At 66.7% G+C, this 24,982-nt stretch carries 22 protein-coding genes and 2 pseudogenes; 12 read left to right on the top strand and 12 right to left on the bottom strand.

Annotated features, from left to right (window positions below):
• Positions 1-173 precede the first annotated feature (173 nt).
• Complete coding sequence (locus tag JYG32_RS24530; RefSeq protein WP_213267277.1) at positions 174-527, top strand: hypothetical protein; 354 nt, start codon at positions 174-176, stop codon at positions 525-527.
• Positions 528-563: 36 nt separating this feature from the next.
• Here JYG32_RS24530 and JYG32_RS24535 read toward each other — a convergent pair whose 3' ends face one another.
• From JYG32_RS24535 to JYG32_RS24550, 4 genes are all read right to left on the bottom strand, one after another.
• Positions 564-1,409 (bottom strand): alpha/beta fold hydrolase, encoded by an 846-nt coding sequence (locus JYG32_RS24535; RefSeq protein WP_213267278.1) that lies wholly within the window; start codon positions 1,407-1,409, stop codon positions 564-566.
• A gap of 108 nt (positions 1,410-1,517) precedes the next feature.
• Positions 1,518-2,435 (bottom strand): LysR family transcriptional regulator, encoded by a 918-nt coding sequence (locus JYG32_RS24540; RefSeq protein WP_174378862.1) that lies wholly within the window; start codon positions 2,433-2,435, stop codon positions 1,518-1,520.
• Positions 2,436-2,598: 163 nt separating this feature from the next.
• The gene (locus JYG32_RS24545; RefSeq protein ID WP_174378861.1) at positions 2,599-2,844 is read right to left on the bottom strand and encodes a DUF3717 domain-containing protein; all 246 of its coding nucleotides are present in this window, start codon (positions 2,842-2,844) and stop codon (positions 2,599-2,601) included.
• Positions 2,845-3,106: 262 nt separating this feature from the next.
• The gene (locus JYG32_RS24550) at positions 3,107-4,642 is read right to left on the bottom strand and encodes an amino acid permease (RefSeq protein ID WP_174378860.1); all 1,536 of its coding nucleotides are present in this window, start codon (positions 4,640-4,642) and stop codon (positions 3,107-3,109) included.
• A gap of 587 nt (positions 4,643-5,229) precedes the next feature.
• Here JYG32_RS24550 and JYG32_RS24555 point away from each other — a divergent pair.
• From JYG32_RS24555 to JYG32_RS24575, 5 genes are all read left to right on the top strand, one after another.
• On the top strand, positions 5,230-6,762 hold the full coding sequence (locus JYG32_RS24555; RefSeq protein ID WP_174378859.1) for a GGDEF domain-containing protein: 1,533 nt from the start codon (positions 5,230-5,232) through the stop codon (positions 6,760-6,762).
• 141 nt (positions 6,763-6,903) lie between these two features.
• Positions 6,904-7,974, top strand: a complete 1,071-nt coding sequence (locus JYG32_RS24560; RefSeq protein WP_213267279.1) for an FUSC family protein — start codon at positions 6,904-6,906, stop codon at positions 7,972-7,974.
• A 326-nt stretch (positions 7,975-8,300) separates the two neighbouring features.
• Positions 8,301-9,635 carry an argininosuccinate synthase gene (argG, locus tag JYG32_RS24565; RefSeq protein ID WP_213267280.1) on the top strand — a complete coding sequence of 445 codons (1,335 nt, stop codon included), beginning with the start codon at positions 8,301-8,303 and terminating at the stop codon, positions 9,633-9,635.
• Between the two features lie 226 nt (positions 9,636-9,861).
• Positions 9,862-10,359, top strand: a complete 498-nt coding sequence (locus JYG32_RS24570; RefSeq protein WP_213267281.1) for a shikimate kinase — start codon at positions 9,862-9,864, stop codon at positions 10,357-10,359.
• Positions 10,360-10,826: 467 nt separating this feature from the next.
• On the top strand, positions 10,827-11,504 hold the full coding sequence (locus tag JYG32_RS24575; protein WP_249744867.1) for a polysaccharide lyase family 7 protein: 678 nt from the start codon (positions 10,827-10,829) through the stop codon (positions 11,502-11,504).
• Between the two features lie 75 nt (positions 11,505-11,579).
• On the opposite strand, the gene JYG32_RS24580 is transcribed toward JYG32_RS24575, so the two are convergent.
• Positions 11,580-12,890 (bottom strand): MFS transporter, encoded by a 1,311-nt coding sequence (locus JYG32_RS24580; RefSeq protein WP_213267282.1) that lies wholly within the window; start codon positions 12,888-12,890, stop codon positions 11,580-11,582.
• Positions 12,891-13,102: 212 nt separating this feature from the next.
• Positions 13,103-14,185, bottom strand: coding sequence for a tartrate dehydrogenase (locus tag JYG32_RS24585; protein WP_213267283.1), 1,083 nt, complete (start codon positions 14,183-14,185; stop codon positions 13,103-13,105).
• A 108-nt stretch (positions 14,186-14,293) separates the two neighbouring features.
• Here JYG32_RS24585 and JYG32_RS24590 point away from each other — a divergent pair, with 108 nt between their 5' ends.
• The 3 genes from JYG32_RS24590 (at position 14,294) to JYG32_RS24600 (ending at position 17,240) form a co-directional block, all read left to right on the top strand.
• The gene (locus tag JYG32_RS24590) at positions 14,294-15,214 is read left to right on the top strand and encodes a LysR substrate-binding domain-containing protein (protein ID WP_213267284.1); all 921 of its coding nucleotides are present in this window, start codon (positions 14,294-14,296) and stop codon (positions 15,212-15,214) included.
• Positions 15,215-15,459: 245 nt separating this feature from the next.
• Positions 15,460-15,972, top strand: a complete 513-nt coding sequence (locus tag JYG32_RS24595) for a helix-turn-helix domain-containing protein (protein ID WP_174378851.1) — start codon at positions 15,460-15,462, stop codon at positions 15,970-15,972.
• The gene (locus JYG32_RS24600; RefSeq protein ID WP_174378850.1) at positions 15,969-17,240 is read left to right on the top strand and encodes a type II toxin-antitoxin system HipA family toxin; all 1,272 of its coding nucleotides are present in this window, start codon (positions 15,969-15,971) and stop codon (positions 17,238-17,240) included. The genes JYG32_RS24595 and JYG32_RS24600 overlap by 4 nt, the downstream gene beginning before the upstream one ends.
• Before the next feature lie 28 nt (positions 17,241-17,268).
• On the opposite strand, the gene JYG32_RS24605 is transcribed toward JYG32_RS24600, so the two are convergent.
• The 3 genes from JYG32_RS24605 to JYG32_RS24615 form a co-directional block, all read right to left on the bottom strand.
• A complete protein-coding gene (locus JYG32_RS24605; RefSeq protein ID WP_213267285.1) occupies positions 17,269-18,261 on the bottom strand; it encodes a LysR family transcriptional regulator in 993 nt (330 codons plus the stop codon).
• A 95-nt stretch (positions 18,262-18,356) separates the two neighbouring features.
• Positions 18,357-18,776 (bottom strand): ATP--cob(I)alamin adenosyltransferase, encoded by a 420-nt coding sequence (locus JYG32_RS24610; RefSeq protein WP_213267286.1) that lies wholly within the window; start codon positions 18,774-18,776, stop codon positions 18,357-18,359.
• A gap of 120 nt (positions 18,777-18,896) precedes the next feature.
• Positions 18,897-19,697, bottom strand: a complete 801-nt coding sequence (locus JYG32_RS24615) for an AraC family transcriptional regulator (protein ID WP_213267287.1) — start codon at positions 19,695-19,697, stop codon at positions 18,897-18,899.
• Between the two features lie 170 nt (positions 19,698-19,867).
• Between JYG32_RS24615 and JYG32_RS24620 the strand changes: the two genes are divergently transcribed.
• Positions 19,868-20,494, top strand: a complete 627-nt coding sequence (locus JYG32_RS24620) for a LysE family translocator (protein WP_174378846.1) — start codon at positions 19,868-19,870, stop codon at positions 20,492-20,494.
• A gap of 13 nt (positions 20,495-20,507) precedes the next feature.
• Positions 20,508-21,269: a class I SAM-dependent methyltransferase gene (locus JYG32_RS24625; RefSeq protein WP_213267288.1), complete on the top strand. Its 762-nt coding sequence runs from the start codon at positions 20,508-20,510 to the stop codon at positions 21,267-21,269.
• A 17-nt stretch (positions 21,270-21,286) separates the two neighbouring features.
• On the opposite strand, the pseudogene JYG32_RS24630 reads toward JYG32_RS24625, so the two are convergent.
• Together JYG32_RS24630 and JYG32_RS39600 are read right to left on the bottom strand one after the other, a co-directional pair.
• Positions 21,287-21,975: pseudogene (locus JYG32_RS24630) on the bottom strand (DUF2848 domain-containing protein).
• 66 nt (positions 21,976-22,041) lie between these two features.
• Positions 22,042-22,315: pseudogene (locus JYG32_RS39600) on the bottom strand (cupin); the annotation flags it as partial.
• 163 nt (positions 22,316-22,478) lie between these two features.
• On the opposite strand from JYG32_RS39600, the gene JYG32_RS24640 reads away from it, so the two are divergent.
• Positions 22,479-23,054 (top strand): AidA/PixA family protein, encoded by a 576-nt coding sequence (locus tag JYG32_RS24640; protein WP_174378843.1) that lies wholly within the window; start codon positions 22,479-22,481, stop codon positions 23,052-23,054.
• Between the two features lie 179 nt (positions 23,055-23,233).
• On the opposite strand, the gene rtcR is transcribed toward JYG32_RS24640, so the two are convergent.
• Positions 23,234-24,871: an RNA repair transcriptional activator RtcR gene (gene rtcR / locus JYG32_RS24645; RefSeq protein WP_213267290.1), complete on the bottom strand. Its 1,638-nt coding sequence runs from the start codon at positions 24,869-24,871 to the stop codon at positions 23,234-23,236.
• Positions 24,872-24,982 lie beyond the last annotated feature (111 nt).

Consider the following 24,982-nt stretch of genomic DNA (forward strand, 5'->3'; position numbering starts at 1 on the left):
CGCGCAGCGCATACGGATTTTCACGACAAATGCACGCACCGCATGCCAAATTTCCCGCGCAGCAGTATGCTGATGTCGTACGGTTGCGCACGGTGCATCGGGTAATCCCGCGATTCGCACGTTGTCGCGCCGCCGTCGCGACCGCAATCATGCGTTGCAAGGAGGGATTCGTGATGACTACCACGCATCAGCACTTCCACCTCGAACTACGGCACGCCACCGCACCGACTTATTTCATCAGCTACCTGTTTCCCGCCTTGCTGTTCGCATACGAACTGCTGCGCGTCGGCCAGTGGATCCGCGATCACGGGATGCAATTCGCCGCGTTCAAGCAGATGGGTTATGAATATCTGCTGATGCTGCTGTTCGTCGGGCTGCAGATCGTCGTCGAGGCGATCTTCCTGCTCGGCGCCGCGATGCGTCGCGACAATCGCGACTTCGAACACCGGCTGCCGAACGTGATCCTCGGCATCGGCTGCTCGATCGCGCTGCTCGCGATCGATCTCGCGATCCAGCTGGCGTTCTGACCGCCAGCGGGCACATGCCCGCCGGTTGCCGGGCGCTCAGGCGCCCGCGTCGCGCAGGAACGTCGTCACGGCGGCCAGTACGTCGTCCGTCCGCTCGCGGTGCGGCATGTGCCCGCATCGGGCGAGCAACAGGAACGACGACGGCCCCGCGACACGCGCGGCGATCCGCTTCGGATGCACGTCCGATCCGTATTCGTCGTCTTCGCCGTGAATCGCGAGCGTCGCGCATTGCACGCGCGGCAAGTCGTCGTCGAGATTCCAGTCGCGAAACGCGGGCGACAGCCACGTGTCGACCCACGCGCGCAGCACCCACTCGGCCTTGTCGCCGTGATAGCGCGCGAGCCGGTCGAGCTGGCCCGGTTCGTCGAACTGCAGCCCCGCGTCGCGAATGCCGGCCAGCGTGCGATCCTCGACGAACGCCTGCGCGGCGACCGTCACGAGCGCGCGGCAACGATCCGGATGCGCGGCGGCACAGCCCACCGCCATCCCGCCGCCGACGCTGTGCCCGAACGCGACGAATGCATCGACACCAAGTTGCTCGAGCACGGCATCGAACGCATGACCGGCCTCGTCGCGCACGAACGTCGAGCCGAGCTTCCCCGGATGACGATCCGAACGGCCGAAGCCGAGGCGGTCGTATGCGATCACGTCGCGTTGCGTGGCGCGTGCCAGCAAGGCGGGGAAGTCGCGCCACAAGTCGACGCATCCGAGCGAATCGTGCAGCAGCACGATGGGGGCGGCCGGCCCAGGTGCGGCCGGCTCAGGTGCTGTCGGCCTGGACGTGCCCGCCGCGTCTTGCACCGGACGAGCGCGCCAGCGTTTCGCAAAGAGGCGCCCTTGCGGCATCTCGACGGTTGTCTCGTCGATCAGGCTATCGGTCATGTGTGGGTCGTCTGCATGAAAGCGGCCGCACGTCGGCGGCCCGATTGGATCCCGCATGTTGGCCCGCCGGCGCGCGCAGCGTCAAGCAAGCCCCCATCGCCCGCGCGCTCATTCCGGCTGCGGCGGCAGATATTCCATCTGCGCCTCGTCGTACAGCCGGTAGATCAGCGCCTGCATCGCGCGAATGTCCTCCGATTCGTCGAGCATCCGCATGCTCATGATGATCGGCGACACGAGGTTCGGATCGTCGAGCGGCTTGTAGCTGATGTCGTCGCGCTTCAGCCCGTACACGCTTTGCGGCACGACCGACACGCCCTCGCCCATCGCGACGAGGCCGAGCGCGATCTGCAGTTCGCGCGTCTCGTAGATCCGCCGCGGTTGCAACGCGCGATCGTGAAAGGCCGCGAGCACCTGGTCCGCATAACTCGGGCGCGGCGCCTTCGGGAAGATGATCAGCGTGTCGTTCACGAGATCGTGCAGCGACAGCACGGGCTTCGCGCTGTCGAGCACGTGGCCGACCGGCAGCGCGACGATCATCCGCTCCTCGCGCAGCACGACGCGCCGCACGCTCGGGTCCTCGTGACGGATGCGCCCGAACCCGACATCGATGCGCCCTTCCTTCAGCGCCTTGATCTGGTCCATCGTCGACATCTCGTGCAGGCTCAGCTCGACGGCCGGATATTCGCTGCGAAAGCGCCGGATGATCTTCGGCAGCATCCCGTACAGCGTCGAGCCGACGAAGCCGACCGACATGCTGCGCTCGATCTTGCCGACCCGCTTCGTCATCGATTCGAGCTCCGTCGTCTGCGCGAGCAACTGCACCGCATGCGAATAGAAGAAGCGTCCCGCATCGGTCAGTTTCAGCGGTCGCGCGCTGCGCTCGAACAGCGGCACGCCGAGCGCTTCCTCGAGCTGCTGGATCTGCCGGCTCAGCGGCGGCTGCGCGATATGCAGCCGTTCCGCCGCGCGCGTGAAATTCCGCTCCTCGGCAACCGCGACGAAGTAGCGGAGGTGTCTCAACTCCATTTTCGATGCCTCCCGGACAGCGACCCGACGTCAAACCACGGCCGGATGATGTCATCACGATACCCCAGGCGGCGCAAACCGCCACGCGCACGGCCCAAAGCAAAACGGGAAGCCTTCAGGCTTCCCGTTTCCCGATCGACGCCGGTCGCGTCGCGACCGTCGATCACACCTCGGTCGCGTAGAGCGCGTCGCGCTGCGCGTGGCTCAATGAGTCGAGCGGCACGTCCGGCAACCGATAGCAGATCATCGTGCCGTACAGCTCGGCGAGGCAGTTGCTGCCGGCGTCGAGCGCGTAGCCGTCCTCGCCGTCCGGAGCCGGCGGGTACACTTCGCGCCACGCGTTGATCGCGGCTTCGATTCGCACGATGGAAACGGGTCCGGCCTTCCGCTCGGCGGGTGATGCGCTCATGGATTCCTCTGGGTTGCGCGCTCCGCGGGCCGTGCCGGCCCGGATGGAACGATGAAAACGCCGGGCGCCGCCGGCCGCCGCGCGCCGCGCGCGCCGGATGCCGATCCGCGCTGCGCCTGTCGCGCCGGCCGGGCCGTGGCCCGGTAGGGTCGGGCAATATAACCGGCTTTGACCCCGTGCAGGCAAAAGCCGGGCAAAAAAAACGGGAAGCGCAACGCTTCCCGTTTCATCGCACATCGCGCGGCCACCTGCCGCACGCGCGTCAGCCCACGGTTTCGCGATTCGCCACCGGCTGCGGCTGCGCACCACGGCTCGCGGCAATCCACGGCGCGATCTCCATGTCTTCGTAGCGCACGAAGCGGCTCTTGTTCAGGAGCCGGAAACCGAGCCACACGACGAGGAACAGCGGAATGCCGACATAGGTCGCGGTCACGCCGGCCCAGTCGATCCGGTTCGCGAGGAACGCCTGATAGTCCTGCCCGAGCGCGATCACGAGGCACAGCACGAACGCGAACAGCGGGCCGAACGGGAACCACTTCGACTGGTACGGCAGTTGATCGAGCGAATAGCCCTGCTTCACGTAGCCCTTGCGGAACCGGTAGTGGCTGACCGCGATGCCGAGCCATGCGATGAAGCCCGTCATCCCCGACGTATTCAGCAGCCACAGGTACACCGTCTTGTCGCCGTACAGCGACGTGAAGAAGCACAGCGCGCCGACGGCCGTCGTCGCGTACAGCGCATTGCGCGGCACGCCGCCCGGCGACAGCTTCGCGAACACCTTCGGCGCGCGGCCTTCGGTCGCGAGGTTGTAGAGCATCCGCGTCGACGCGTACATGCCCGAGTTGCCGGCCGACAGCACGGCCGTCAGGATCACCGCGTTCATCACGCCGGCCGCGAATGCGAGGCCCGCGTGGCGGAACACGAGCGTGAACGGGCTCACGCCGATGTCGGTCACGTCCGTCTTCAGCAGGCTCGGGTCGGTATACGGAATCAGCACGCCGATCACGAAGATCGCGAACACATAGAACAACAGGATCCGCCAGAACACCTGGCGCACCGCGCGCGGGATCGTCGTCCGCGGGTTTTCCGATTCGCCGGCCGCGACGCCGATCAGCTCGGTGCCCTGGAACGAGAAGCCCGCGATCATCGCGACGCCCATCAGCGCCGGCAGGCCGCCCGCGAACGGCGCGTCGCCGATCGTCAGGTTGCCCCAGCCGTTGCTCGGCGCGCCCTTCAGAATGCCGAAGATCATCAGCAGGCCGACGCCGATGAACGCGACCACGGTGACGACCTTGATCAGCGCGAACCAGTACTCGGCCTCGCCGAAACCGCGCACGGTGAGCGCGTTGAGCAGGAACATCACGCCGAGGAATGCCGCGCTCCACCACACGCCCGGCACGTCCGGAAACCAGTAATGCATCACGAGCTGCGCGGCGACGAGCTCCACCGCGATCGTCACGGCCCAGTTGTACCAGTAGTTCCAGCCGAGCGCGAAGCCGAAACCTTCGTCCACGTATTTCGCGCCGTAGGTCGCGAACGAACCCGACACCGGCATGAACGCGGCCATCTCGCCCAAGCTCGTCATCAGGAAGTAGACCATCAGGCCGATCAGCATGTACGCGACCATCGCGCCGCCGGGGCCGGCCTGCGAGATCGACGCGCCGGACGCGACGAACAGGCCCGTGCCGATCGAGCCGCCGATGGCGATCATCGTCAGGTGGCGCGCCTTCAGCGCGCGATGAAGCTTGGGTGGGTTCGCGGACGAACCGGGTTGGTCGGAATTCGGAATTGCGGACATAAACGAGACGAACGTTGAGCGGGCCGGCATCCGTAGCCGGCGCATGCGGAATCGGAGCGCGGGGCGCGTCCTGCGATGCATTCGATGCGGCCCCGATACGCGTTGCGCGGCGGGCGCCTGCGGCGAAGCGCGGATTCTACCTGATTCGCCACGGGGGGCAGCTCGGGTGCACACGCCCGCCGCGGCCGGGGAGATTTCGCGGAATCAACGCGTTGGCAGCGTCGGCGGGCCGCGGCCGCATGCCGGCGCAAAAGCCACAACTGCCACGAGGTTATTCGGCTTTACATTCCGCCCGGTAAGCGGGCAATCCTGTCTCAATCCGCCAAATATCGCGCCGATACGCAAAATCGACCGGCGATCGCGTCATTAATCAGACAAAACGACCGACACTGATAATTGATTCAAATCAAATCGGCCGCGCGCAATGCGGTAATGATGCGTAACAGTTTAGAATCGCCATTTCCGCATGCATGTTTTGCATGCGCACGCGAAATTCAGGAATTCGCGAGATAATGCGGGTTAATTCGAAATAATCAGCGCGCGGAACCGTCGACGACGCGAATATCCGCCGCCCGTCACCCCCGAGGATGAAGCCACTCCCGCTGCCCGCCGCGCTGCGCCGTCATACCGCGTCGATCGTGGCACGCATTCTGTCGCCCCGCGGCGTGCTCGTTGCGGGCATCGTCCTGCTGATGTTCAGTTGGGGCCTTTCCACGTCGCTTTTAATCGAGGCGCGGCGCGACGCGCATGACCATGCGGTCGAAAATGCGCGCAACCTGATGCTGCTGATCGAACGCGATATCGCACGCAATATCGAACTCTACGATTTGTCGCTGCAAAACGTCGTCGACGGCATCGCCGATCCGGAACTGATGACATTGCCGCCGCGCCAGCGCCACCGGCTGCTGTTCGACCGTGCGGCGACCGGCGAGTATCTCGGGTCGCTTTTCGTGATGGACGCGCACGGCAATATCGTGATCGATTCGAGCGCGTCGCCTGCGCCGCAAGGCAACTTTGCGGACCGCGACTATTTCACCGTCCACCGCAACGGGCTCGCGCAGGGCCTCTACATCAGTCGGCCATACGCGTCCCGGCTGCGCGGCGGCGCACTGACGATCGCGCTCAGCCGGCGGATCACGCTGTCCGACGGCACGTTCGGCGGCGTGGTCGTCGGTACGCTCAGCATCGACTACTTCCGCGCGCTGCTCGACGGCCTCGCGGTCGGCAAGCACGGCAGCGCGGCGATCGCCGAGCTCAACGGCATGCTCGTGAGCCGCCTGCCGTACGACGCGCGCGTGGTCGGCCTCGACCTGCGCAATTCGCCGCTGTTCATCGAGGCGCTGCGCAGCCGCGAAGGCGTGCTGGCGGGCACCGGCAGCATCGACGGCGTGCGGCGCATCTATGTTTACAAGCATCTCTCCGGCCTGCCGCTGATCGTCGACGTCGCGCCGGCCGAGATCGACGTCTACGCGTCGTGGCACCACCGCGCGGTCTGGACCGTCGTGCTGATGTGCCTGTTCACCGGGTTCATCGCGTGGGGCTCGCTGGCGCTGTCGCGCGAGCTGAAGCGCCGGCAGATCGCCGAATCGAAGCTGTACCGGCTCGCGCATACCGATTCGCTGACGGGCCTCGACAACCGCGGCACATTCGACACGGTGCTCGCGAAAGAGTCGCAGCGTGCGTCGCGCAGCGGCCGCCCGCTGTCCGTGCTGTTCGTCGACGTCGATCACTTCAAGGCGTTCAACGACTACTACGGCCACCTGGCCGGCGACGACGTGCTGCGCCGCGTCGCGCAATCCGCGTCGCGCTGCCTGCGCCGCGACGGCGACCACGTGGCGCGCTACGGCGGCGAGGAATTCGTCGTCACGCTGCCCGACACCGACGCGCAAGGCGCGGCGACCGTTGCCGAAAACATCCGGCACGCGATCGCGGAGCTCGGCATCGAGCACGTGAAAAGCCCGTACCGGCACGTCACGGCGAGCATCGGCACGGCGACCGCCGCCGACGGCCGCATGAATGCCGCGACGCTGCTGCGGCGCGCCGACGAGGCGCTGTACCGCGCGAAGTCCGGCGGACGCAACCGCGTGTCGGACGCGCAGCCGAGCGCGGCCGGCGTGTAACGCGTTGCGGCGGCCGGCCAGGCCGGACCGCCGCGCCGTGGACAGCCCGCGCGCGTTCGGCTAGCGTTACGTCTGCTGCGCATGCGGCTTGCGCCGGCCCGCGCAAGCCGCCGTGCGCGTTCCGGCCACTCCAGCTCCGTCATGAACGCCCCGCTCCCTACCCGGCTGCCGCCACTCCTGCGCCACGCGCTCCGCCCGCTGCTCGATCCGTACCGCCGCTACCGGCACGCGAAGCTGATCCATGCGGCGCGCGTCGCGCTCGCGATTCTCGTGTCGATCGGCCTGTCCACCGGCCTGCGCGTGCCGCACGGCGAGTGGTCGACGATCACCGTGCTGATCGTCGTCGGCGGGCTGCAGCACCACGGCAACATCCGCAAGAAGGCGGCCGAGCGCGCGCTCGGCACGTCGATCGGCGCGCTCGCGGGGCTCGGGCTGATCCTGCTGTATTCCTTCCTGCATGCGCCGCTCGCGATCTACCTGCTGATGGCGATCGCGTGCGGCTTCTGCGCGTATCACGCGATCGGCAAGGCCGGCTATATCGCGCTGCTGTCGGCGATCACGATGGTGATCGTCGCGGGGCACGGCGACAACGAGATCGTCGACGGCCTGTGGCGCGCGGTGAACGTGCTGACCGGGATCGCGATCGCGCTGGCGTTCTCGTTCGCGCTGCCGCTCTATGCGACCTACTCGTGGCGCTACAAGCTCGCCGACGCGCTGCGCGCATGCGCGGCCGTGCACGCGCGGCTCGCGGGCGACCGCCACGTCAGCGACGACGCGCACCTGAAGGAAATGGCCGCGCTGAGCACGCTGCTCGTGCAATTGCGTTCGCTGATGCCGTCGGTATCGAAGGAATGCGAGACGTCGATGACGCAGCTCGAGGCGATCCAGCGCAGCCTGCGCCTGTGCATCGGCTATCTGGAGATCCTGTCGAGCGCGGTGCCGGCCCGCGACGACGTCGCGGGCCGCGAATACATGCGCGTCGAGATGAAGGCCGCGAACCGACGCATCCGCGACACGCTGGTCGGCGCGAGCCGCGCGCTCAAGTTCGGCACGCTAAGCCGGCTCGCGCCGCGCCGCCGGCCGGCCGACCCGCCGCACGACGCGCCGCCGCCGCAGATGTCCGGCTACGTGTCGATCACGGCCAAGCTGGCCGGCGAAGTCGATCAATTGCGCGAGAAGCTGCTCGATACTGCGCGGTCGTGGAATATCTGAGGCGCGCGATGCCGGGCTTCATGCCCCTGCCATTCAGATACCTTTCGATGCGGTAAGCCGGCGTCTGACGTCGGTTGCCCCGCCCTGCGATCGATCCGGCCCTGTCAACACGGCCCGCAACGCGGCACGTCCGCATCTGTTCCGGCCGCGATTTCGCGCTGATTCGCGCGGCGTTCTCCGCCTGGTTAACCGCCCGCCAGGCCCGCCGCGACAGGCCGGACGACCTATCCGCGCGAAAATCAGCCCTTGCCCCAACTTCCCGGACAGCCGATACTCGCATATTCCGCGAAATACGATCCCACCGGACCCAATCCACGGTAATTCCTATGAGCACGATTCTCGAAAGCCTCCCGACCGGCCAGAAGGTCGGTATCGCCTTCTCCGGCGGCCTGGACACCAGCGCCGCGCTGCACTGGATGAAACTGAAGGGCGCCGTCCCGTACGCATACACGGCGAACCTCGGCCAGCCCGACGAAGACGATTACGACGCGATCCCGAAGCGTGCGATCGAATACGGCGCAGCCGGCGCCCGCCTGATCGACTGCCGCGCGCAGCTCGTCGCCGAAGGCATTGCGGCGCTGCAAAGCGGCGCGTTCCACATCACGACGGCCGGCGTCACGTACTTCAACACGACGCCGATCGGCCGCGCCGTGACGGGCACGATGCTCGTCGCCGCGATGAAGGAAGACGGCGTCAACATCTGGGGCGACGGCAGCACGTACAAGGGCAACGACATCGAGCGCTTCTACCGCTACGGCCTGCTCGTGAACCCGGACCTGAAGATCTACAAGCCGTGGCTCGACCAGACGTTCATCGACGAGCTCGGCGGCCGCGCCGAAATGTCCGAATTCATGCGCCAGGCGGGCTTCGCGTACAAGATGTCGGCCGAAAAGGCGTATTCGACCGATTCGAACCTGCTCGGCGCGACGCACGAGGCGAAGGATCTCGAAAGCCTCGAAAGCGGCATCAAGATCGTGAACCCGATCATGGGCGTCGCGTTCTGGCGCGACGACGTGAAGATCGCCGCGGAAGAAGTGACGGTGCGCTTCGAAGCCGGCCAGCCGGTCGCGCTGAACGGCGTCGAGTTCACGGACCCGGTCGAGCTGCTGCTGGAAGCGAACCGCATCGGCGGCCGCCACGGCCTCGGCATGAGCGACCAGATCGAGAACCGGATCATCGAGGCGAAGAGCCGCGGCATCTACGAAGCCCCGGGCCTCGCGCTGCTGTACATCGCGTACGAGCGTCTCGTCACCGGCATCCACAACGAAGACACGATCGAGCAGTACCGCGAGAACGGCCGCCGTCTCGGCCGCCTGCTGTACCAGGGCCGCTGGTTCGACCCGCAGGCGATCATGCTGCGCGAAACCGCGCAACGCTGGGTCGCGCGCGCGATCACCGGCGAAGTGAAGATCGAACTGCGCCGCGGCAACGACTACTCGATCCTGAGCACGAAGTCGCCGAACCTCACGTACCAGCCGGAACGCCTGTCGATGGAGAAGGTGGCATCGACGTTCTCGCCGCGCGACCGGATCGGCCAGCTGACGATGCGCAACCTCGACATCACCGATACGCGCGACAAGCTGCGCGTGTATGCGCAAGTCGGCCTGCTGACGCCGGGCGAATCGTCGGCGCTGCCGCAGATCAAGAGCGACGACAAGTAAGTCGCTTCGTTCGACGCCGTGCCGCATCGCTGAATGCGGCACGGCCGGGCAGGCTGTGTGGGCCGATCATCGCGCACGCAGCCTGCTGCTCCTTCCGCTTTTCCCCGCCTCCCCGGCCTTTCCGCTTTTCGTCCGCAATCGCGCCACGCTGCGCGACGCGCAAACGGCACTGCAGCGCCGCACCAGTCATGGCAAGCTGCGAGTCGTTCGATTCCTGCCTGTCCTTATGACTGCCCTTACCGTCATCCACCTGAACGGCCCGATCAACAGCGGCAAGACGACGATCGGTCTCGCACTGGCACGCGTGCTGCCCGATGCGCGCTTCATCGACGGCGACGATCACGATGCGCCCGAAGATGCACCGTTCGACGTGCAATGGGCGATCGCGCTGGAACGCCTCGTCACGCAGATCGCCGATGCGCGCGAGCGCCATCTGGTCATTGCCTATCCGATCGGCGAAGCGGAATTCGAACGACTGCGCGCGGCTTGCGATGCGCGTGATGCGCGGTTGTTCGTCGTCACGCTCGCGCCGCCGGAAGCGGTCGCGGCGTCGGATCGCGGTTCGCGGGCACTGACGGACTGGGAGCGGCAACGTATCGCCGAGATGTATCGGGAAGGCTATGCGTCGCGGGCATTCAGCCAGATCGTGCTGGATACGTCCGACGCAACGCCCGATGCATGTGCGGCACACATTGCGCAGCACGTTGCGGCAACGGCGTCGTAACGCCTACGCCTGCACGCGCTCCTCAAGCCAACACCCGAACGGCTCGCGGCGACCGGTTGCAAGCAGCTTTGTCGGCCCGAAAAGGAAAACGTTTACTCTTCTGAAACTTCTTGCTAGCATCACCCTCGATCGGCCCGGTCAGTCGCCTGGAAAGCCGATCGCAAGCATCGCAATCTCCGTGCCTTCCGTAATTTTCTGCATCGCATCTCCAGCCGTCGAGACATACCTGCTTTCTGCATTTTGGAGTGCTTTCTACAGGCGACCGATCTCCACTCGGCGATCACACGCCAAAAAAGGAAAACGTTATCCAACAATGTGGCGCCAGCCACGGTCCATCAGAGAGAGACACCATGAAGAACAGGATCATCCCGTGCGTCGTCGCCGTTCTGTCCGTTGCCTGTCTTTCCGCCTGCGGCGGAGATGACCCGGCCAGCCCGGCCGCCGTCGCCCGCCAGCAAACTACGGCGATGGCGCTCAACCCATCGAACCCGCCCGGCTCGAACTTCAACCTCGCGCCGTTCACGCTGCAATTGCCGACCGGCTCGTCAGGCAACATCGACACGGTGAGCGGTTCGTCGCTCGCGAGCGGCTACGTGAACCCGACGTATTTCTACACGGACGGCAGCGATGGCTCGATGGTGATGATGGACCCGACGCAGGGCTGGACGACGTCCGGCTCGCTGCATCCGCGCACGGAGTTACGCGAGAACGCGATCTGGCCGACCTCCGGCACCAACCGGCTGAATGCGACGGTGGCCGTCACGCAGGTGCCCGGACACACGACGATCGGCCAGATCTTCCAGGGCACCGGCCCGAGCAAGCCGCTGTGCGAGCTGCAGTTCACGTCCGGCGGTGTCGTTCAACTGCTGCTCGAAAGCACCAACCAGGGCGGCAAGTCGACAACCACGCCGATCGCGACGGTCGGCGTCGGCAAGCAGTTCAACTATGCGCTGAGCCTGAGCGGCACGACGATCACCGTCACGGTGAACGGCACGACCAAGACCTTCACGATGGATTCGAGCTTCGACGGCGAGCGCTTCTACTTCAAGGCGGGCGACTACGACCAGACGGCCGTGTCCGGCACGCCGCTGACGACGCCCGGCACCGTCGTGAAGTTCTATGCGCTGACGCTGACGCACGGCTGATCGCACGCAGCGCCACATGGCGCCGGACGGGCACGCGACGCGCGCCGGTCCGGCGTTTCGATGCAAACGCCGTGCTTACGGGTGATGCCGCACGCCCGCCACGGCCTCTTCCCGCGCCCCCTTCCGGCTCAGCATCAGCGTGACGACCGCCGACACCGCGAGCGTGCCCGCCACCACATAGAGCCCCGCCGCATACCCGCCCGTCGCGTTCTTCAGCCAGCCGATCGCGAACGGCCCGACGAACCCGCCGAGATTGCCGATCGAGTTGATCATCGCGATCCCCGCAGCCGCGCCGGCGCCCGACAGGAACGCGCTCGGCATCGCCCACAGCGGCGCCTTCGCGGCGCTGATCCCGATGTTGACGACGACCAGCGCGAGCACGGTCAGCAGCGCGGTGCTCGCCTGCCCCGCGAACACGAAGCCGATGCACGCGAGCACGCACGGAATCACGACGTGCCACGTGCGCTCGCCGGTGCGATCCGAATGCCGCGCCCAGACGATCATCGCGACGACGGCGGCGATGCTCGGGATCCCGGTCAGCAGGCCCGTCTGCAACGCGGTGAAGCCGAACTGCTTGACCATCAGCGGCGCCCACAGCCCGAGCGTGTACAACCCGGCCGACGTGCCGAAGTAGATCAGCGCAAGCGCCAGCACGCGCGGATCGCGCAGCGCCTGCCACGCGCCGGCCGTATGCCCGGCATGCGTATGGCGCACGTCGGCTTCGGCCTTCAGCTTCGCGATCAGCCAGTCGCGCTCGTCCGGCTGCAGCCACACGGCCTTCGACGGCGAATCGGTCAGGCACTTGAGCACGACGAAGCCGAGCGCGACGGCCGGCAGCGCTTCGACGATGTACAGCATCTGCCAGTCGGCGAGCCCGAACAGCGGCGGCATCTGCATGATCGCGCCGGACAGCGGCGAACCGATCGCGGTCGAGATCGGCGCGGCCGCCATGAACCATGCGGCCGCCACCGCGCGCTGCTTCGCGGGGAACCACAGGCTCAGGTACAGGATGACGCCGGGGAAGAACCCGGCTTCGGCCACACCGAGCAGGAAGCGCAACACGTAGAAGCTCGTCGGCCCGGCCGCGAACGCGGAGACGGCCGACACGAGGCCCCACGTGATCATCACGCGCGCGATCCAGATGCGCGCACCGACACGATGGAGTATCAGGTTGGACGGCACCTCGAACAGGAAGTAGCCGATGAAGAACAGACCGCCGCCGAACCCGAACGCGGTCGGCGACAGGCCGATCGCCTTGTTCATCGTCATCGCGGCAAAGCCGACGTTGACGCGATCGAGAAAGCTGACGAAGTAAAGCAGCATCACGAACGGAATGATCCGCCACATCAGTTTCCGCGCGACGCGTGTTTCCAGATCCGCTTGCATGTGTCTCCTCCTTCGAGGTCGAGCCGTGCTCTGTCTGTGAATACTCGCCGGCGCCGCGACGAAGCGCGCGGGCCGGCGCCCGGCTCGCGTCGGACGCGCGAGTCGCGGGCATGAAAAACCGCGGGGACGATGAACGGGCGGCGCCCGGCTACCGGTTGCGCACACGCGCCGCCGCTACGTTGCGGCCCGCATGCGCAGCGCCGCCTCGATCGTCAGGCCGCAACCGCCGCGTTCGCGACGCGCTCGCACACAGCCGCCGTCACCTGCGCGGTCGTCGCGCTGCCGCCGAGGTCGCGCGTATGCAGCGACGGGTCGGCCGTCACGGCCTCGATCGCCTGCATCACGCGCGCGGCGGCTTCCGTCTCGCCGAGATGCTCGAGCAGCATCACGACCGACCAGAACGTGCCGACCGGATTCGCGAGCCCCTTGCCCATGATGTCGAACGCGGAGCCGTGGATCGGCTCGAACATCGACGGATAACGACGCTCGGGATCGATGTTGCCGGTCGGCGCGATGCCGAGGCTGCCGGCGAGCGCGGCGGCGAGATCGCTGAGGATGTCCGCGTGCAGGTTGGTCGCGACGATCGTGTCGAGCGACGCCGGCCGGTTAACCATGCGCGCGGTCGCCGCGTCGACGAGTTCCTTGTCCCACGTGACGTCGGGGAATTCCTGCGCGACCTGCTTCGCGATCTCGTCCCACATCACCATCGCGTGCCGCTGCGCGTTGCTCTTCGTGATCACGGTCAGCAGCTTGCGCGGACGCGACTGCGCGAGCCGGAACGCGAAGCGCATGATGCGTTCGACGCCGGCGCGCGTGAGGATCGACACGTCGGTCGCGGCCTCGATCGGATGGCCCTGGTGCACGCGGCCGCCGACACCCGCGTATTCGCCTTCGGAGTTCTCGCGGACGATGACCCAGTTCAGGTCGTCCGGCCCGCAGCGCTTCAGCGGCGCGTCGATGCCGGGCAGGATGCGCGTCGGGCGCACGTTCGCGTACTGGTCGAAGCCCTGGCAGATCTTCAGGCGCAGCCCCCACAGCGTCACGTGGTCGGGCACGTCGGGGTCGCCCGCCGAGCCGAACAGGATCGCGTCCTTGCCGCGCAGCGCGTCCAGGCCGTCGGCCGGCATCATCGCGCCGTGCTGGCGGTAATAATCGGCGCCCCAGTCGAAATCCTCGAACTCGAACGCGAAGCGGTCGCTGCCACGGGCCAGCGCTTCCAGCACCTGCTTGCCGGCCGGCACCACTTCCTTGCCGATGCCGTCGCCGGGAATCGTTGCGATACGGTAGGTCTTCATGCGGACATCCTCGATTGATCGTGAGCGTGAACGCACTTTACCGAACCAGGAGTGCGGGAACCGGTGCTAGACTCAAAGCATCTTTAACTTCAATTCACGAATCCCGTCATGACGGATACCGTCCAGCCGGCCGATCTCGGCTTCTTCTCGACGCTGGCCGCGTCGGGTAGCCTGAGCGCGGCCGCGCGCGAACTCGGGCTGACCGCAGCGGCCGTCAGCAAGCGGCTCACGCAGATGGAGCGGCGCGCGGGCGTGACGCTCGTCAACCGCACGACGCGGCGGATGATGCTGACGCCCGAAGGCGACGTGTATCTCGACTACGCGCGCCGGATCCTCGACCAGATGGACGAACTCGGCGAGTTGCTCGGCAGCGCGAAACAGCGTCCGAAGGGGCTGCTGCGCGTGAACGCGACGCTCGGTTTCGGGCGCAGCCACGTCGGCCCCGCGATCTCGCGTTTCGTCGCGCGCTATCCGGAGGTGTCGGTGCAATTGCAGTTGTCGGTGATGCCGCCGCCGCTCACCGACGACGCGTTCGATGTGTGCATCCGCTTCGGCGAGCCGCCCGACACGCGCGTCGTCGCGCGGCGGCTCGCGCCGAACCGCCGGCTGCTGTGCGCGGCGCCCGCGTATCTCGCGCGGCACGGGATGCCCGGCACGCCGCACGACCTGACGCGGCACAACTGCATCGGCATCCGGCAAGGCGACGAAGGTTACGGGATCTGGCGCCTGACCAGCGGGCGCGGCGCGGCACGCAACACGGAAGCCGTGCGGATCAACGGCAACCTGACGACGAACGACGGCGAGATCGCCGTGAAGTGGGCGCTCGACGGGCACGGGATCCTGATGCGCGCCGAATGGGACCTCCGCGACTATCTCGCCGACGGTCGCCTCGTCGTCGTGCTGCCCGACCACGAAACGCCGAGCGCGGACATCTATGCGGTGTATGCACAGCGTCACCAGATGTCCGCGCGGATTCGTGCGTTCGTCGATTTTCTGGCGGATGAATTGGGGCGGTTGAGGGCCGTCTAGGAAACGGTTTGGATCGCGCAAGCCGCGATCGTCGCGCGCAGCCGCGCCGACGCTACCCGACCGCCGAATTGCGTTGCACACGGAGGAACGGCCATAAAAATGCTATTATTTTGGCTAAATTTCATAATAATCGCCAAAATACTTACATCACAACATACCAAGCAGACCGAAAGGCGCTCACGCTCCGCATCGATTGTGCTAATATTTTGACACCTTTGTTAGAAAAACATTGAAATATTAGCCTCATGGCACAAAAGACAGCCCCGCTCCTACCGGTATCGAGCCAGCTACTCGCCGAATTCGGCGAGCGGCTGAAGCTTGCTCGCCTGCGCCGGAAGCTGACGGCCAAGCAGGTCGCGGAACGCGCCGGCATGTCGCCGATGACGCTTCGTTCGCTGGAAGCCGGCGGATCGGGCGTCACCATCGGCGCCTATCTGTCCGTCATGCAGGTGCTGGGGCTCCAGAGCGATCTGGAAAAGCTGGCCGCCACGGACGAATTCGGCCGCCAGCTTCAGGACGCCCGCCTCGTCAAACCACGATCCGCCCGACGCATCGCGCCAGCCCTCTCCTCCGCCACGTCGTCCACGCCCGGTCGGCGCATGCGCGCAAGCGCGCCCTCCGCCACGAAAGCGGCCGGAGCAGGCACGCCGGCGTCCGGAACCACCGAACCCGGCGATGCCCGCGGCACGACAGCAGCCGATCTGGTCGCGTTGCTGAAGCCGGCAAGAAAACGGCATGGGGAGCATCGCGGGAAATGACGACGATCGGCGTCTACGCGGATTGGGACGGCTTGCCTGAACCGCGAAAGATCGGACTCCTGCACAGCCGCAAGACGCGGGCGAGCGAGCGGTTCGAGTTCCAGTACGCGTCTGCTGCACTGGCGGCTCCCGAATTCGCAAACGTGCAGATCGACCCGGCAATCGGTCTCTTTGAAGGCCCCCAATATCCGGCCCCGCCACGGGACGCGTTCGGCGCCTTCGCCGACTCCAGCCCCGATCGGTGGGGCCGCATGCTGATGGATCGCCGGCTGGAGCGAGACATTCGTGCCGGCCTGCGACCGAAAGGCACCCGACTCCACGAATCGGACTACCTGCTTGGCGTTCACGACCTTTATCGCGTCGGCGCATTGCGCTACAAGCTCGACGACGCCGGAGAATTTCTCGACGACCGTCTTGATCTCGCTGCGCCGCCGTTTGCAGAGATTCGCGAACTGGAACACGCGAGTCGCGCACTGGAGGAAGACGTCGACAACACCGCTCCGAATGGCCGCGACTGGCTAGCGATGCTCATCGCCCCCGGCGGCTCGCTCGGTGGCGCAAGACCCAAGGCAAGCGTCGCCGACGATCGAGGCCGTCTCTATATTGCGAAGTTTCCGAGCGCACGGGACGACTACGACGTGGGTGGCTGGGAAATGGTCGTCAATGCGCTGGCGGTGGGTTGCGGCCTGAACGTCGCCCACGCCGAGGCACGAAAGTTCGCCAGCGATCACCACTGCTTCCTGGTCCGGCGTTTCGATCGGACAGCCGAGGGCCGACGTCTGCATTTCGCGTCGGCAATGACGATGACCGGCCATGTCGACGGCGACGATGCGTCGACGGGTGTCAGCTACCTGGAATTGGCCGAAGTCCTCATGCGGCACGGCGCACAACCGAATGCCGACTTGCGCGAGTTATGGGCCCGAATCGTCTTCAACCTCCTGGTCTCGAACACTGACGATCATCTCCGCAATCATGGATTCATCCTGGTGCCGGGTGCGGGCTGGCGGCTTTCGGCGGCCTACGACATGAATCCTGTCGCCGTCGCCGACGGTCTCAAGCTCAATATCACCGAAGCCGACAACGCGCTGAACCTCGAACTCGCCCGCGAGGTATGCGAATACTTCCGGCTCAAGCTGCAGGATGCCGACGAGATCATCGACGACTTCCGCAGCATCGTCAGCCAATGGAGAACGCTTGCGACGCGACTCGCGTTGCCCGCACGGGAGCAGGAGCGGATGGCCGGCGCGTTCCATCTCGCGGGCGATTGAGCGCCCTTCGTTCAACGCCCCTCCTCGTTCACGCCATCGCCACCTGACTGCCCTCGCGATCGTTCGTCTCGACGGCTTCCGGCACCGGCCGTCGCGCCATGGCCCCCGCGACGACCACGCCCTCCCGTTCCTGCGCAAACCGCTCGACAATCCACTCGACGAATGCACGTACGCCGGGCGACACATGCGGGCGCTTCACGTAGACGGCCGACACCGCGACCGCATCGGGCCGCCAGCGCGGCAGCACTTCCCGCAACCGCCCCGCGTCGATCAACGGCTGCGCGGCGACACGCGGCGGCTGGATCAGCCCGAGGCCGTGCACGCCGCACGCGAGATACGCGTGCTCGTCGTCCACGCTGACGATGCCGTCGAGCCGCACCTTGCGCACCGCGCCATCCACCGTGAAATCGAGTTCGGCCGTGCGCTGACCGAAAAGGGACGATCCGCATACCGCGCGATGCGCGGCGAGATCGTCGAGCGTGCGCGGGACGCCGTGGCGATCGAGATACGCGGGGCTCGCGCACGTCACCCGCTCGAACATGCCGAGCCGGCGCGCGACGAGCGACGAATCGGGCAGCTCGCCGAGCCGGATACTGCAGTCGATCGCGTCGCCGACACGGTCGGCTGCGCGCCCGGACACGCCGAGCATCAGCACGAGATCGGGATGCCGCGCATGAAATTCGCCAAGCGCGGGCAGCACGATCGCGCCCGCCACCGATCCCGGCAGCTCGACGCGCAACGGCCCGCTCGGATGCAGCGCGGCGCCGCGGATGCTGGCTTCGAGATCGTCGACATCCGCCGTGATGCGCAGGCAGCGGCGGTAATACGCGTCGCCTTCGGGCGTCGCACGCAGCGCGCGCGTCGTGCGCACCAGCAGCGGCATGCCGAGCGCCGCTTCGAGCTCCTGCACGGTCCGCGTCGCGGTCGCGCGCGAAATGCCGAGTGCCTGCGCCGCGCGCGTAAAGCTGTTCATTTCGACGATGCGCGTGAAGATGCGCATCGCGCGGATCGGATTGTCCACCGGACACCCCTGCGTGGTTGCAGCATGCCGCGGCGCGCATTCGCGCGCCGTGCATGCGTGTCGAGGAAAGCCGCGCCGCCGGCGCGGCGGCCGGTTCAGCCGTTCGCGGCCGCGGCGCCACGCGCCGGTTCGTCGAGCAGCCGTTGCGCGAGCGCAAGCGCATCGTCGCGGCTCGCCGCCGCGTTCAACGGATAACCCCAGACTTTCTCGAACGCGCCCGAGAATGCGTCGAGCGCCGCGCGCCGCGACGCGTCGGGCTCGATCGCGATCATCGCGGGAATCCATTCGCGCGACTGCGCGCGGTTGGCCTTGCTCCACTTCGCGAGCTGCTTGCGCATTTCGTGATCGCCGGCCCCACGATCGTCGCCGGACGGCGCGTCGTCGGTCAGAAGAACGAAGCGTTCGCGGCGCGCCAGCAACGCATCGAGTTCGGCGAGCAGGTGGGCGGGATCGGTGTACGTCGAACCGCTGTAACGCAACCAGACAAACGGGAATTCAGTCGTGACGATCTGCATGTCGACCTCCAGATGAGAACGGTTCTCATTTTATGGATCGAGGTCAAACGCGTCATTTCTCATCCCGGCCAACTGCTTTTTCAATCCGGCCAAACGCGCGCGCCGGCACGAACCGCGTGTTCAGCGTTGCCGGTCGGTCAGGAACTGCGTCGGCGACTTGCCGGTCGCCTTGCGAAACATCGTCACGAAGCTGCTCGCGCTCTCGTAGCCGAGGTCGATCGCGATCTGGTGCACGCGGCGGCCGGTCGTCAGCATCCGCAGCGACAACGCGACGTGCAGCCGCCGGCGCCAGTCGCCGAGGCTCATCCCGAGCTCCTTGGTGGCGAGCCGCGTCAGGCTGCGCTCGCTGACGCCCGCACGCCGCGCGAGTTCGGGCAGCGACGACTTGTCGGCCGGATCGTCGAGCAGATGGTCGATCAGCTTGCGCAGCCGGCGGTCGGCCGGCATCGGCAGGTACAGGTCCTCGACCGGCGCCGCGACGAGCTCGTCGAGCAGCGTCGCCATCAGCCGCCCCTGTGGGCCGTCGACGTCGTACAGGTTCGGGAAGCTCGCGGCCTTCAGCAGCAGCTCGCGCAACAGCGGCGACATCGACAACGTGCAGCAGTGCGCGGGCAAATCCAGCGCGGCGTCGGGTTCGACCAGCACCGCATAGAAGGTCGCGCCGGCCGAGCCGCGCGCCGCATGCGGGACGTCGCCCGGAATCCACACCGTGCATTGCGGCGGCGCGCTCCACACGCCGCCGTCGATCTCGCAATAGATGACGCCGCTCAGCGTGTAGAGCAATTGCGCCTGGCGATGGCTGTGCCGCTCCAGCCGCCACTCGGGCTCGACGACCGAGCCGCCGAACACGACGAGCGGACGCGGCACGTGGTAGACGGCGGCGTCCGCTGCGGGATCGGTGGTCGATGGAAGCTTGCGCATCAAACGGTAGGCGGTGGAGGAAGCCGGACGCCGTGCCCGCGCGTCCTTTCGTGCTTATACCAGAAAGGCGCCGGCACAACCGGGCGGTTTGCGCGCGCGTCTGCGGCCGCGCGCCGAACCGAATACAATGCCCCGATCCCCCGCCGCTGCACCAACCTGCCGGAGCCGCCATGTTCGACCTGACCACGCTGACCACCTTCACGGCCGTCGTTCTGGGCCTGTTCCTGATCCCCGGCCCCGCCGTGCTGCTCGTGCTCAGCCGCACCGTGCAGGGCGGCCGCAAGACCGGCATCCTGACCGGCCTCGGCGTCGCGAGCGGCGACTTCGTGCACACGCTGTTCGCGGCCGTCGGGCTGTCGGCGCTGCTGATGACGTCGGCGCTCGCGTTCAACGTCGTGAAGCTGGTGGGTGCCGCGTACCTGATCTATCTCGGCGTGCGCGCGCTGCTCGACAAACCGTCCGATCCGTCGCTGCCGACGGTGTCGCCCGTCACGCCGCTCAAGGCGTACCTGCAGGCGATTCCCGCCGAAGTGCTGAATCCGAAGACCGCGCTGTTCTTCCTCGCGTTCATGCCGCAGTTCGTGCATCCGGAACGCGGCTCGACGTTCGTGCAGTTCGCGGTGCTCGGGCTGATCTTCGTCGTGCTCAGTTCGCTCTATACGACGCTGATCGCATGCTCGATCCGCCCGCTCGGCCGCATCGTGAAGCGGCTCACGTGGCTCACGCGCTGGCAGGGGAAGATCATCGGCTCGATCTTCATCGCGCTCGGGCTGCGCGTGGCCGTGCAGCAGCGCTGATGCACGCGGCGGCATGACGTCCCGCGCGGCGCCCGCCGGCGAAGCCCTCTACACCGACCCGCGCCTCGTAGCGGTCTACGACCTGTTCAACGCGGGCGATCGCGACTTCGCGTTCTACGCATCGCAGATCGGCACCGCGCGGCAACGCATTCTCGATCTCGGCTGCGGCACCGGCATGTTCGCGCGCCGGCTCGCGGCGGCCGGGCACGACGTCGTCGCGATCGACCCCGCGCCGGCGATGATCGATTACGCCCGACGCCAGCCGGGCGGCGACACCGTGCGCTGGCACGCGTGCGGGCTCGGCGGCCTGCCGCCCGATGCCCCGTTCGATGCGGTCGTGATGACCGGACACGCATTCCAGTGCCTGCTGACCGATGACGACATCGACGCGACGTTACGCGGCGTGCGGCGCGTGCTCGCCGACGGCGGCCGCTTCCTGTTCGATACCCGCAACCCGCGCGTCGAGCCGTGGCGCGCATGGACGCCCGAGCATTCGGCACGCAGCGTCGAGTCGCGCGAAACCGGCATCGTCGATCTCCATCATGCGGTGTGCGCGGTAAGCGACGGGATCGTGACGTTCGACACGCACTACCGTTTCCACCACGACGATGCGTTGCTGACGAACACGAGCCGGCTGCGCTTCGTCGCGCAACCCGAATTGCAGGCGCGCGTAGCCGCCGCCGGATTTTCGTCGGCCGACTGGTGCGGCGACTGGCAACGCGCACCGTTCGACGACGCGACGAGCGCGGAGATCATCGCGATCTGCCGCGCCTGATTGCGCGCTCGACCGCGTCAACCCGCAACGGGCAGCGTGTCCACCGCATACGCATGCCGGATCGTGCGGCCCAGCACCGGATCTTCCAGCTCGACCTCGAACCGCTCGGCCGGCCGGATCCCGCCGATCGCGGCCAGCGTGCCGCATAGCATCGCGGTGCCGTCGACGAAGCGGCCGTCATGGCGCGCGAACTGCACGAGCAGATCGTCCGGCGCGCGCATCGCGGTCACGTTGCCTTCCTGATACAGCACGCGCTCGCCGTCGATCGTCGCGTACGCGCGCAGCACGAGCTGATCCCAGTGGCCGGCCACGTCGTCGAACTTCCACAGCGTGTTCCCGCAGGCTTGCCGCACATCTGCTTCGACACGGTGATCCCGTAGGTCTCGACCTCGCGGTCGGTGTGGTCGGACGCGATGCCGACGAAGGTCTCGCCGCCGTCGCGCACCAGCACGAATTCCGCTTCGCCGCTGCTCTGCCCGCCCGACACCTGGATCGCGGGCGCCGGATCGAGGCGGTCGGCCGCGACGCGGTAAAACACCGGCGTCGTGGCCGGGCGCTTGACACCGAGCGCCTCCAGCTCGCGGATGTGCTGCTCCATGGCGACCGTGTCGCGGCCGGTCCAGCCCGCGATCACGAGCGTGTCGATCGCGATCGCACGCTCGGTGCGGCCGTCGCGACCGTCGATCGCGAACGTGATGGTTTTCATCGAATGCTCCTGGCGGGCAGCGCACGCCGCGCGGCACTGCCCGCGATGTGCCGTGAATGGGCGGGCTCAGGCCGGGTCGTAGTAGTGGATCCAGCAGCACGCAGCCGCCGTTCGACTTGAACGGGCCGTACCATGCACCGGGCGGTCGCACCGCGTACGTATAGCCCTTGAACGGCGTGCCGCCGTTGCCGTGCTCGTCGTTGCCGACGGTCAGGTCGCCCTCGACGAGAAACACCTCCTCCCAGTAGTCGTGCACGAATGGCTTCTTCGCGTGCAGTCCGGCCGGCAAGCGCAGCAGGCGCGTGCGGCTGCCGCGTTTGCGCTCGGTATCGAGCGCGCCGAACTGTAATCGCGTGTAATCGATTCGTGCGCCCATTCCGCCTACGCTGCCAGCACCCCTTCACCCGATTCGGATTCTTCGACGGAGAAGACAATCGACCTGAAAGGGGAGCAGGCGCCGCAGGCGCCCTCACTTGGCACATCATTTCTCTTCGGAGCGAATCATGGGACACCGCGAAATTCTGGCCGGCGCACCGGCGACCATCGAAATCATCTCGCTGTTCGACGTCGAGCTGATTCTGCACGACTTCAAACCCGTGGGTAACAAGACGCCTGAGAAGGCAATCTGGCTCCCTCACGGGCCGACCTCGGTGAAATATGCGTACATGGTTGCGCCCGAGGAATATGTGAAACCCTCGACGAACGCGACGCCGGACATCTCGATCTACGGCCTCACCGGCGACACCGTTCGCTGGCGCGGCCTCTCGTTCAGCGGGAACATCAATCATGCGGGAGCGCTGGTTTCGGTCGAACCGAACGGCACCTCCAAAGTCCTCAAGTTCCAGGGCCCGCCGAACGATGTTCCGGGATCCTATCTTGCGTACAACATCGACAAGAAGGAACCCTACGATCTCAAGAACTTCCTGGACAACCGCGTCAGCGCTTCGGTTGTCGGTTACGGCACCGATCAATACATCGTGACCTTCTACGCAATGGAGGTCGACCGCAGGACCGGGGAGATCGATTACGCAAACTCCGGATACTACAAGTGGGATCCGGAAGTGACCTGCCTCGCCTGAAGCGATATCCGATAGACGCGGGGGGATGATGCTTCTCCAATCGCTGCTGCGGATGAATCAGCCCCTTTTTGAGCGAGAAGGTTCCCTGCGGCCAGCCGCCCTGACGGGCGGCTGGCCGCAGACCGTTCGGGACGGCCGCTCCGATGGCTCGCGCAACGAGCACTTGCAATGTGACGTCGCTAACGCCCACCGGTCGACGGTACGCCCCTGTCGAGCACCTGCCGCACTGCCTCCCAATCCAGCCCGAACCGTGCAAGGTATTTGCGCAGCCGGTCCGCATCGTTCGGCTGCTTCTTGCTCTGCCGCGACACCGCGAACAGCGTGCGCCCGGCTTCCGACAGGCTCGCCGACACGCGGCACACATCGAGCACGCGTTCGAGCTGCGCGCGGTCGAACAGGTCGAGTTCCGCCGCACGCGCACCGAACACCGCATCGACCCACGTATCGGACGCGCCCGCGCCGCCCGGCGACGACCACGTGCGCGTCAGCCGCTCGACTTCCTGCTCGGCCAGGTCCTCGGTAATCCGTCCCGCATCGGCCAGTGTCGCCATCCGCGTGACCGAGGCCGACAACTCGCGGAAGTTGCCGGCCCACGCCGCGCGCGGCGACGCCGCGAACGCGAGATAGCGCCGTTTTGCTTCCACGTTGAAACGCACCTGCTCGCCCTGCTCGCGGCCAAAACGGTCGAGCTCGAATTCAAGGTTCGGCTCGATGTCCTCGCGGCGTTCGGCGAGCCCCGGCAATTCGTACGTCCACAGATTGATCCGCGCATAGAGATCCTCGCGGAACGTGCCGGCCGCCACCATCTGCCGCAGGTCGCGGTGCGTGCCCGCGATCAGCTCGAAATCGCTGGCCGCCTCGACATCCGCGCCGACCGGCAGGAAGCGCTTCTCCTCGATCGCCTTCAGCAGCATCGCCTGCTCGTCGAGCCCGAGTTCGCCGATTTCGTCGAGAAACAGCAGGCCGCCGTCCGCCGCGCGCAACAGCCCCGCGCGGGCCGACTGCGCACCCGTGAATGCGCCCTTCACGTGGCCGAACAGCGTCGACATCGCCGCGTCGCCGCGCAGCGTCGCGCAGTTGATCTCGATGAACGGCCCCGCGAGCCGATGGCGGCCGCGCTTCAGCTCGTACACGCGTTTCGCGAGAAACGACTTGCCGGCGCCGGTCGGCCCGACGAGCAGCATCGGCGCGCGCGAACGCACGGCCACGCGCTCCAGTTGCTCGATCAGCGTATTGAAGCGCGCGTTGCGCGTTGCGATGCCGGCCTTCAGGAACGACACCGTTTCGTCGCGTTCGCGCGTGAAGCGCTGCGCGATCCGGTTGTAACGCGACAGGTCGAGATCGATCACCGACACCGTGCCCGGCCCGCTCGGCCCTTCGTCGGTCTGCTGCGGCGGCCCCGTCTGCACGAGGCGCGCGGGCAGGTAGCGCGCTTCCGCCAGCAGGAACCAGCAGATCTGCGCGACGTGCGTGCCGGTCGTGATGTGGATCAGGTAATCCTCGTGTTCGAGGTCGAACGGGTACGCGCGCGCGTAGTCATGCAGCGTCGCATAGACCTCCTCGAAATCCCACGGGTCGTGGATCGTGAGCGGCGTGAGCCGCACGTCGGTGTGCGGCGACAGCCGCGCGAGATCGTCCCGCACCTGGTTGGCGAGGCGCGTGTAGCTCAGCGGATGCAGCAACTCGAGCCGGTCGATCGGCAGGTCGGGTTGCTCGCACAGCGAGATCGTCGGCCGCCATTTGCGGTAGCGGCGCGGCGCGCGGCCGCCCTGGTCGAGCACGGTGCCGAGAAAACCGATCGCGACTGTCTTTCGCATGTTTATCTCATCGGATAAGAAGCGATCCGATTGTATCGGATTTTCTCGATCCATTCGTGCAGGCAAGGTCGACGCGAATCAACACGACGCAAAAAATCCTGTTTATTTTCA

Source organism: Burkholderia pyrrocinia, assembly GCF_018417535.1.
Lineage (GTDB): Bacteria > Pseudomonadota > Gammaproteobacteria > Burkholderiales > Burkholderiaceae > Burkholderia > Burkholderia pyrrocinia_E.

Coding starts and splice junctions, on each gene's coding strand:
- JYG32_RS24530 (WP_213267277.1), top strand. CDS start 174: ATGACTACCACGCATCAGCACTTCCACCTCGAACTACGGCACGCCACC.
- JYG32_RS24535 (WP_213267278.1), bottom strand. CDS start 1,409: ATGACCGATAGCCTGATCGACGAGACAACCGTCGAGATGCCGCAAGGG.
- JYG32_RS24540 (WP_174378862.1), bottom strand. CDS start 2,435: ATGGAGTTGAGACACCTCCGCTACTTCGTCGCGGTTGCCGAGGAGCGG.
- JYG32_RS24545 (WP_174378861.1), bottom strand. CDS start 2,844: ATGAGCGCATCACCCGCCGAGCGGAAGGCCGGACCCGTTTCCATCGTG.
- JYG32_RS24550 (WP_174378860.1), bottom strand. CDS start 4,642: ATGTCCGCAATTCCGAATTCCGACCAACCCGGTTCGTCCGCGAACCCA.
- JYG32_RS24555 (WP_174378859.1), top strand. CDS start 5,230: ATGAAGCCACTCCCGCTGCCCGCCGCGCTGCGCCGTCATACCGCGTCG.
- JYG32_RS24560 (WP_213267279.1), top strand. CDS start 6,904: ATGAACGCCCCGCTCCCTACCCGGCTGCCGCCACTCCTGCGCCACGCG.
- argG (WP_213267280.1), top strand. CDS start 8,301: ATGAGCACGATTCTCGAAAGCCTCCCGACCGGCCAGAAGGTCGGTATC.
- JYG32_RS24570 (WP_213267281.1), top strand. CDS start 9,862: ATGACTGCCCTTACCGTCATCCACCTGAACGGCCCGATCAACAGCGGC.
- JYG32_RS24575 (WP_249744867.1), top strand. CDS start 10,827: ATGGCGCTCAACCCATCGAACCCGCCCGGCTCGAACTTCAACCTCGCG.
- JYG32_RS24580 (WP_213267282.1), bottom strand. CDS start 12,890: ATGCAAGCGGATCTGGAAACACGCGTCGCGCGGAAACTGATGTGGCGG.
- JYG32_RS24585 (WP_213267283.1), bottom strand. CDS start 14,185: ATGAAGACCTACCGTATCGCAACGATTCCCGGCGACGGCATCGGCAAG.
- JYG32_RS24590 (WP_213267284.1), top strand. CDS start 14,294: ATGACGGATACCGTCCAGCCGGCCGATCTCGGCTTCTTCTCGACGCTG.
- JYG32_RS24595 (WP_174378851.1), top strand. CDS start 15,460: ATGGCACAAAAGACAGCCCCGCTCCTACCGGTATCGAGCCAGCTACTC.
- JYG32_RS24600 (WP_174378850.1), top strand. CDS start 15,969: ATGACGACGATCGGCGTCTACGCGGATTGGGACGGCTTGCCTGAACCG.
- JYG32_RS24610 (WP_213267286.1), bottom strand. CDS start 18,776: ATGCAGATCGTCACGACTGAATTCCCGTTTGTCTGGTTGCGTTACAGC.
- JYG32_RS24615 (WP_213267287.1), bottom strand. CDS start 19,697: ATGCGCAAGCTTCCATCGACCACCGATCCCGCAGCGGACGCCGCCGTC.
- JYG32_RS24620 (WP_174378846.1), top strand. CDS start 19,868: ATGTTCGACCTGACCACGCTGACCACCTTCACGGCCGTCGTTCTGGGC.
- JYG32_RS24625 (WP_213267288.1), top strand. CDS start 20,508: ATGACGTCCCGCGCGGCGCCCGCCGGCGAAGCCCTCTACACCGACCCG.
- JYG32_RS24640 (WP_174378843.1), top strand. CDS start 22,479: ATGGGACACCGCGAAATTCTGGCCGGCGCACCGGCGACCATCGAAATC.
- rtcR (WP_213267290.1), bottom strand. CDS start 24,871: ATGCGAAAGACAGTCGCGATCGGTTTTCTCGGCACCGTGCTCGACCAG.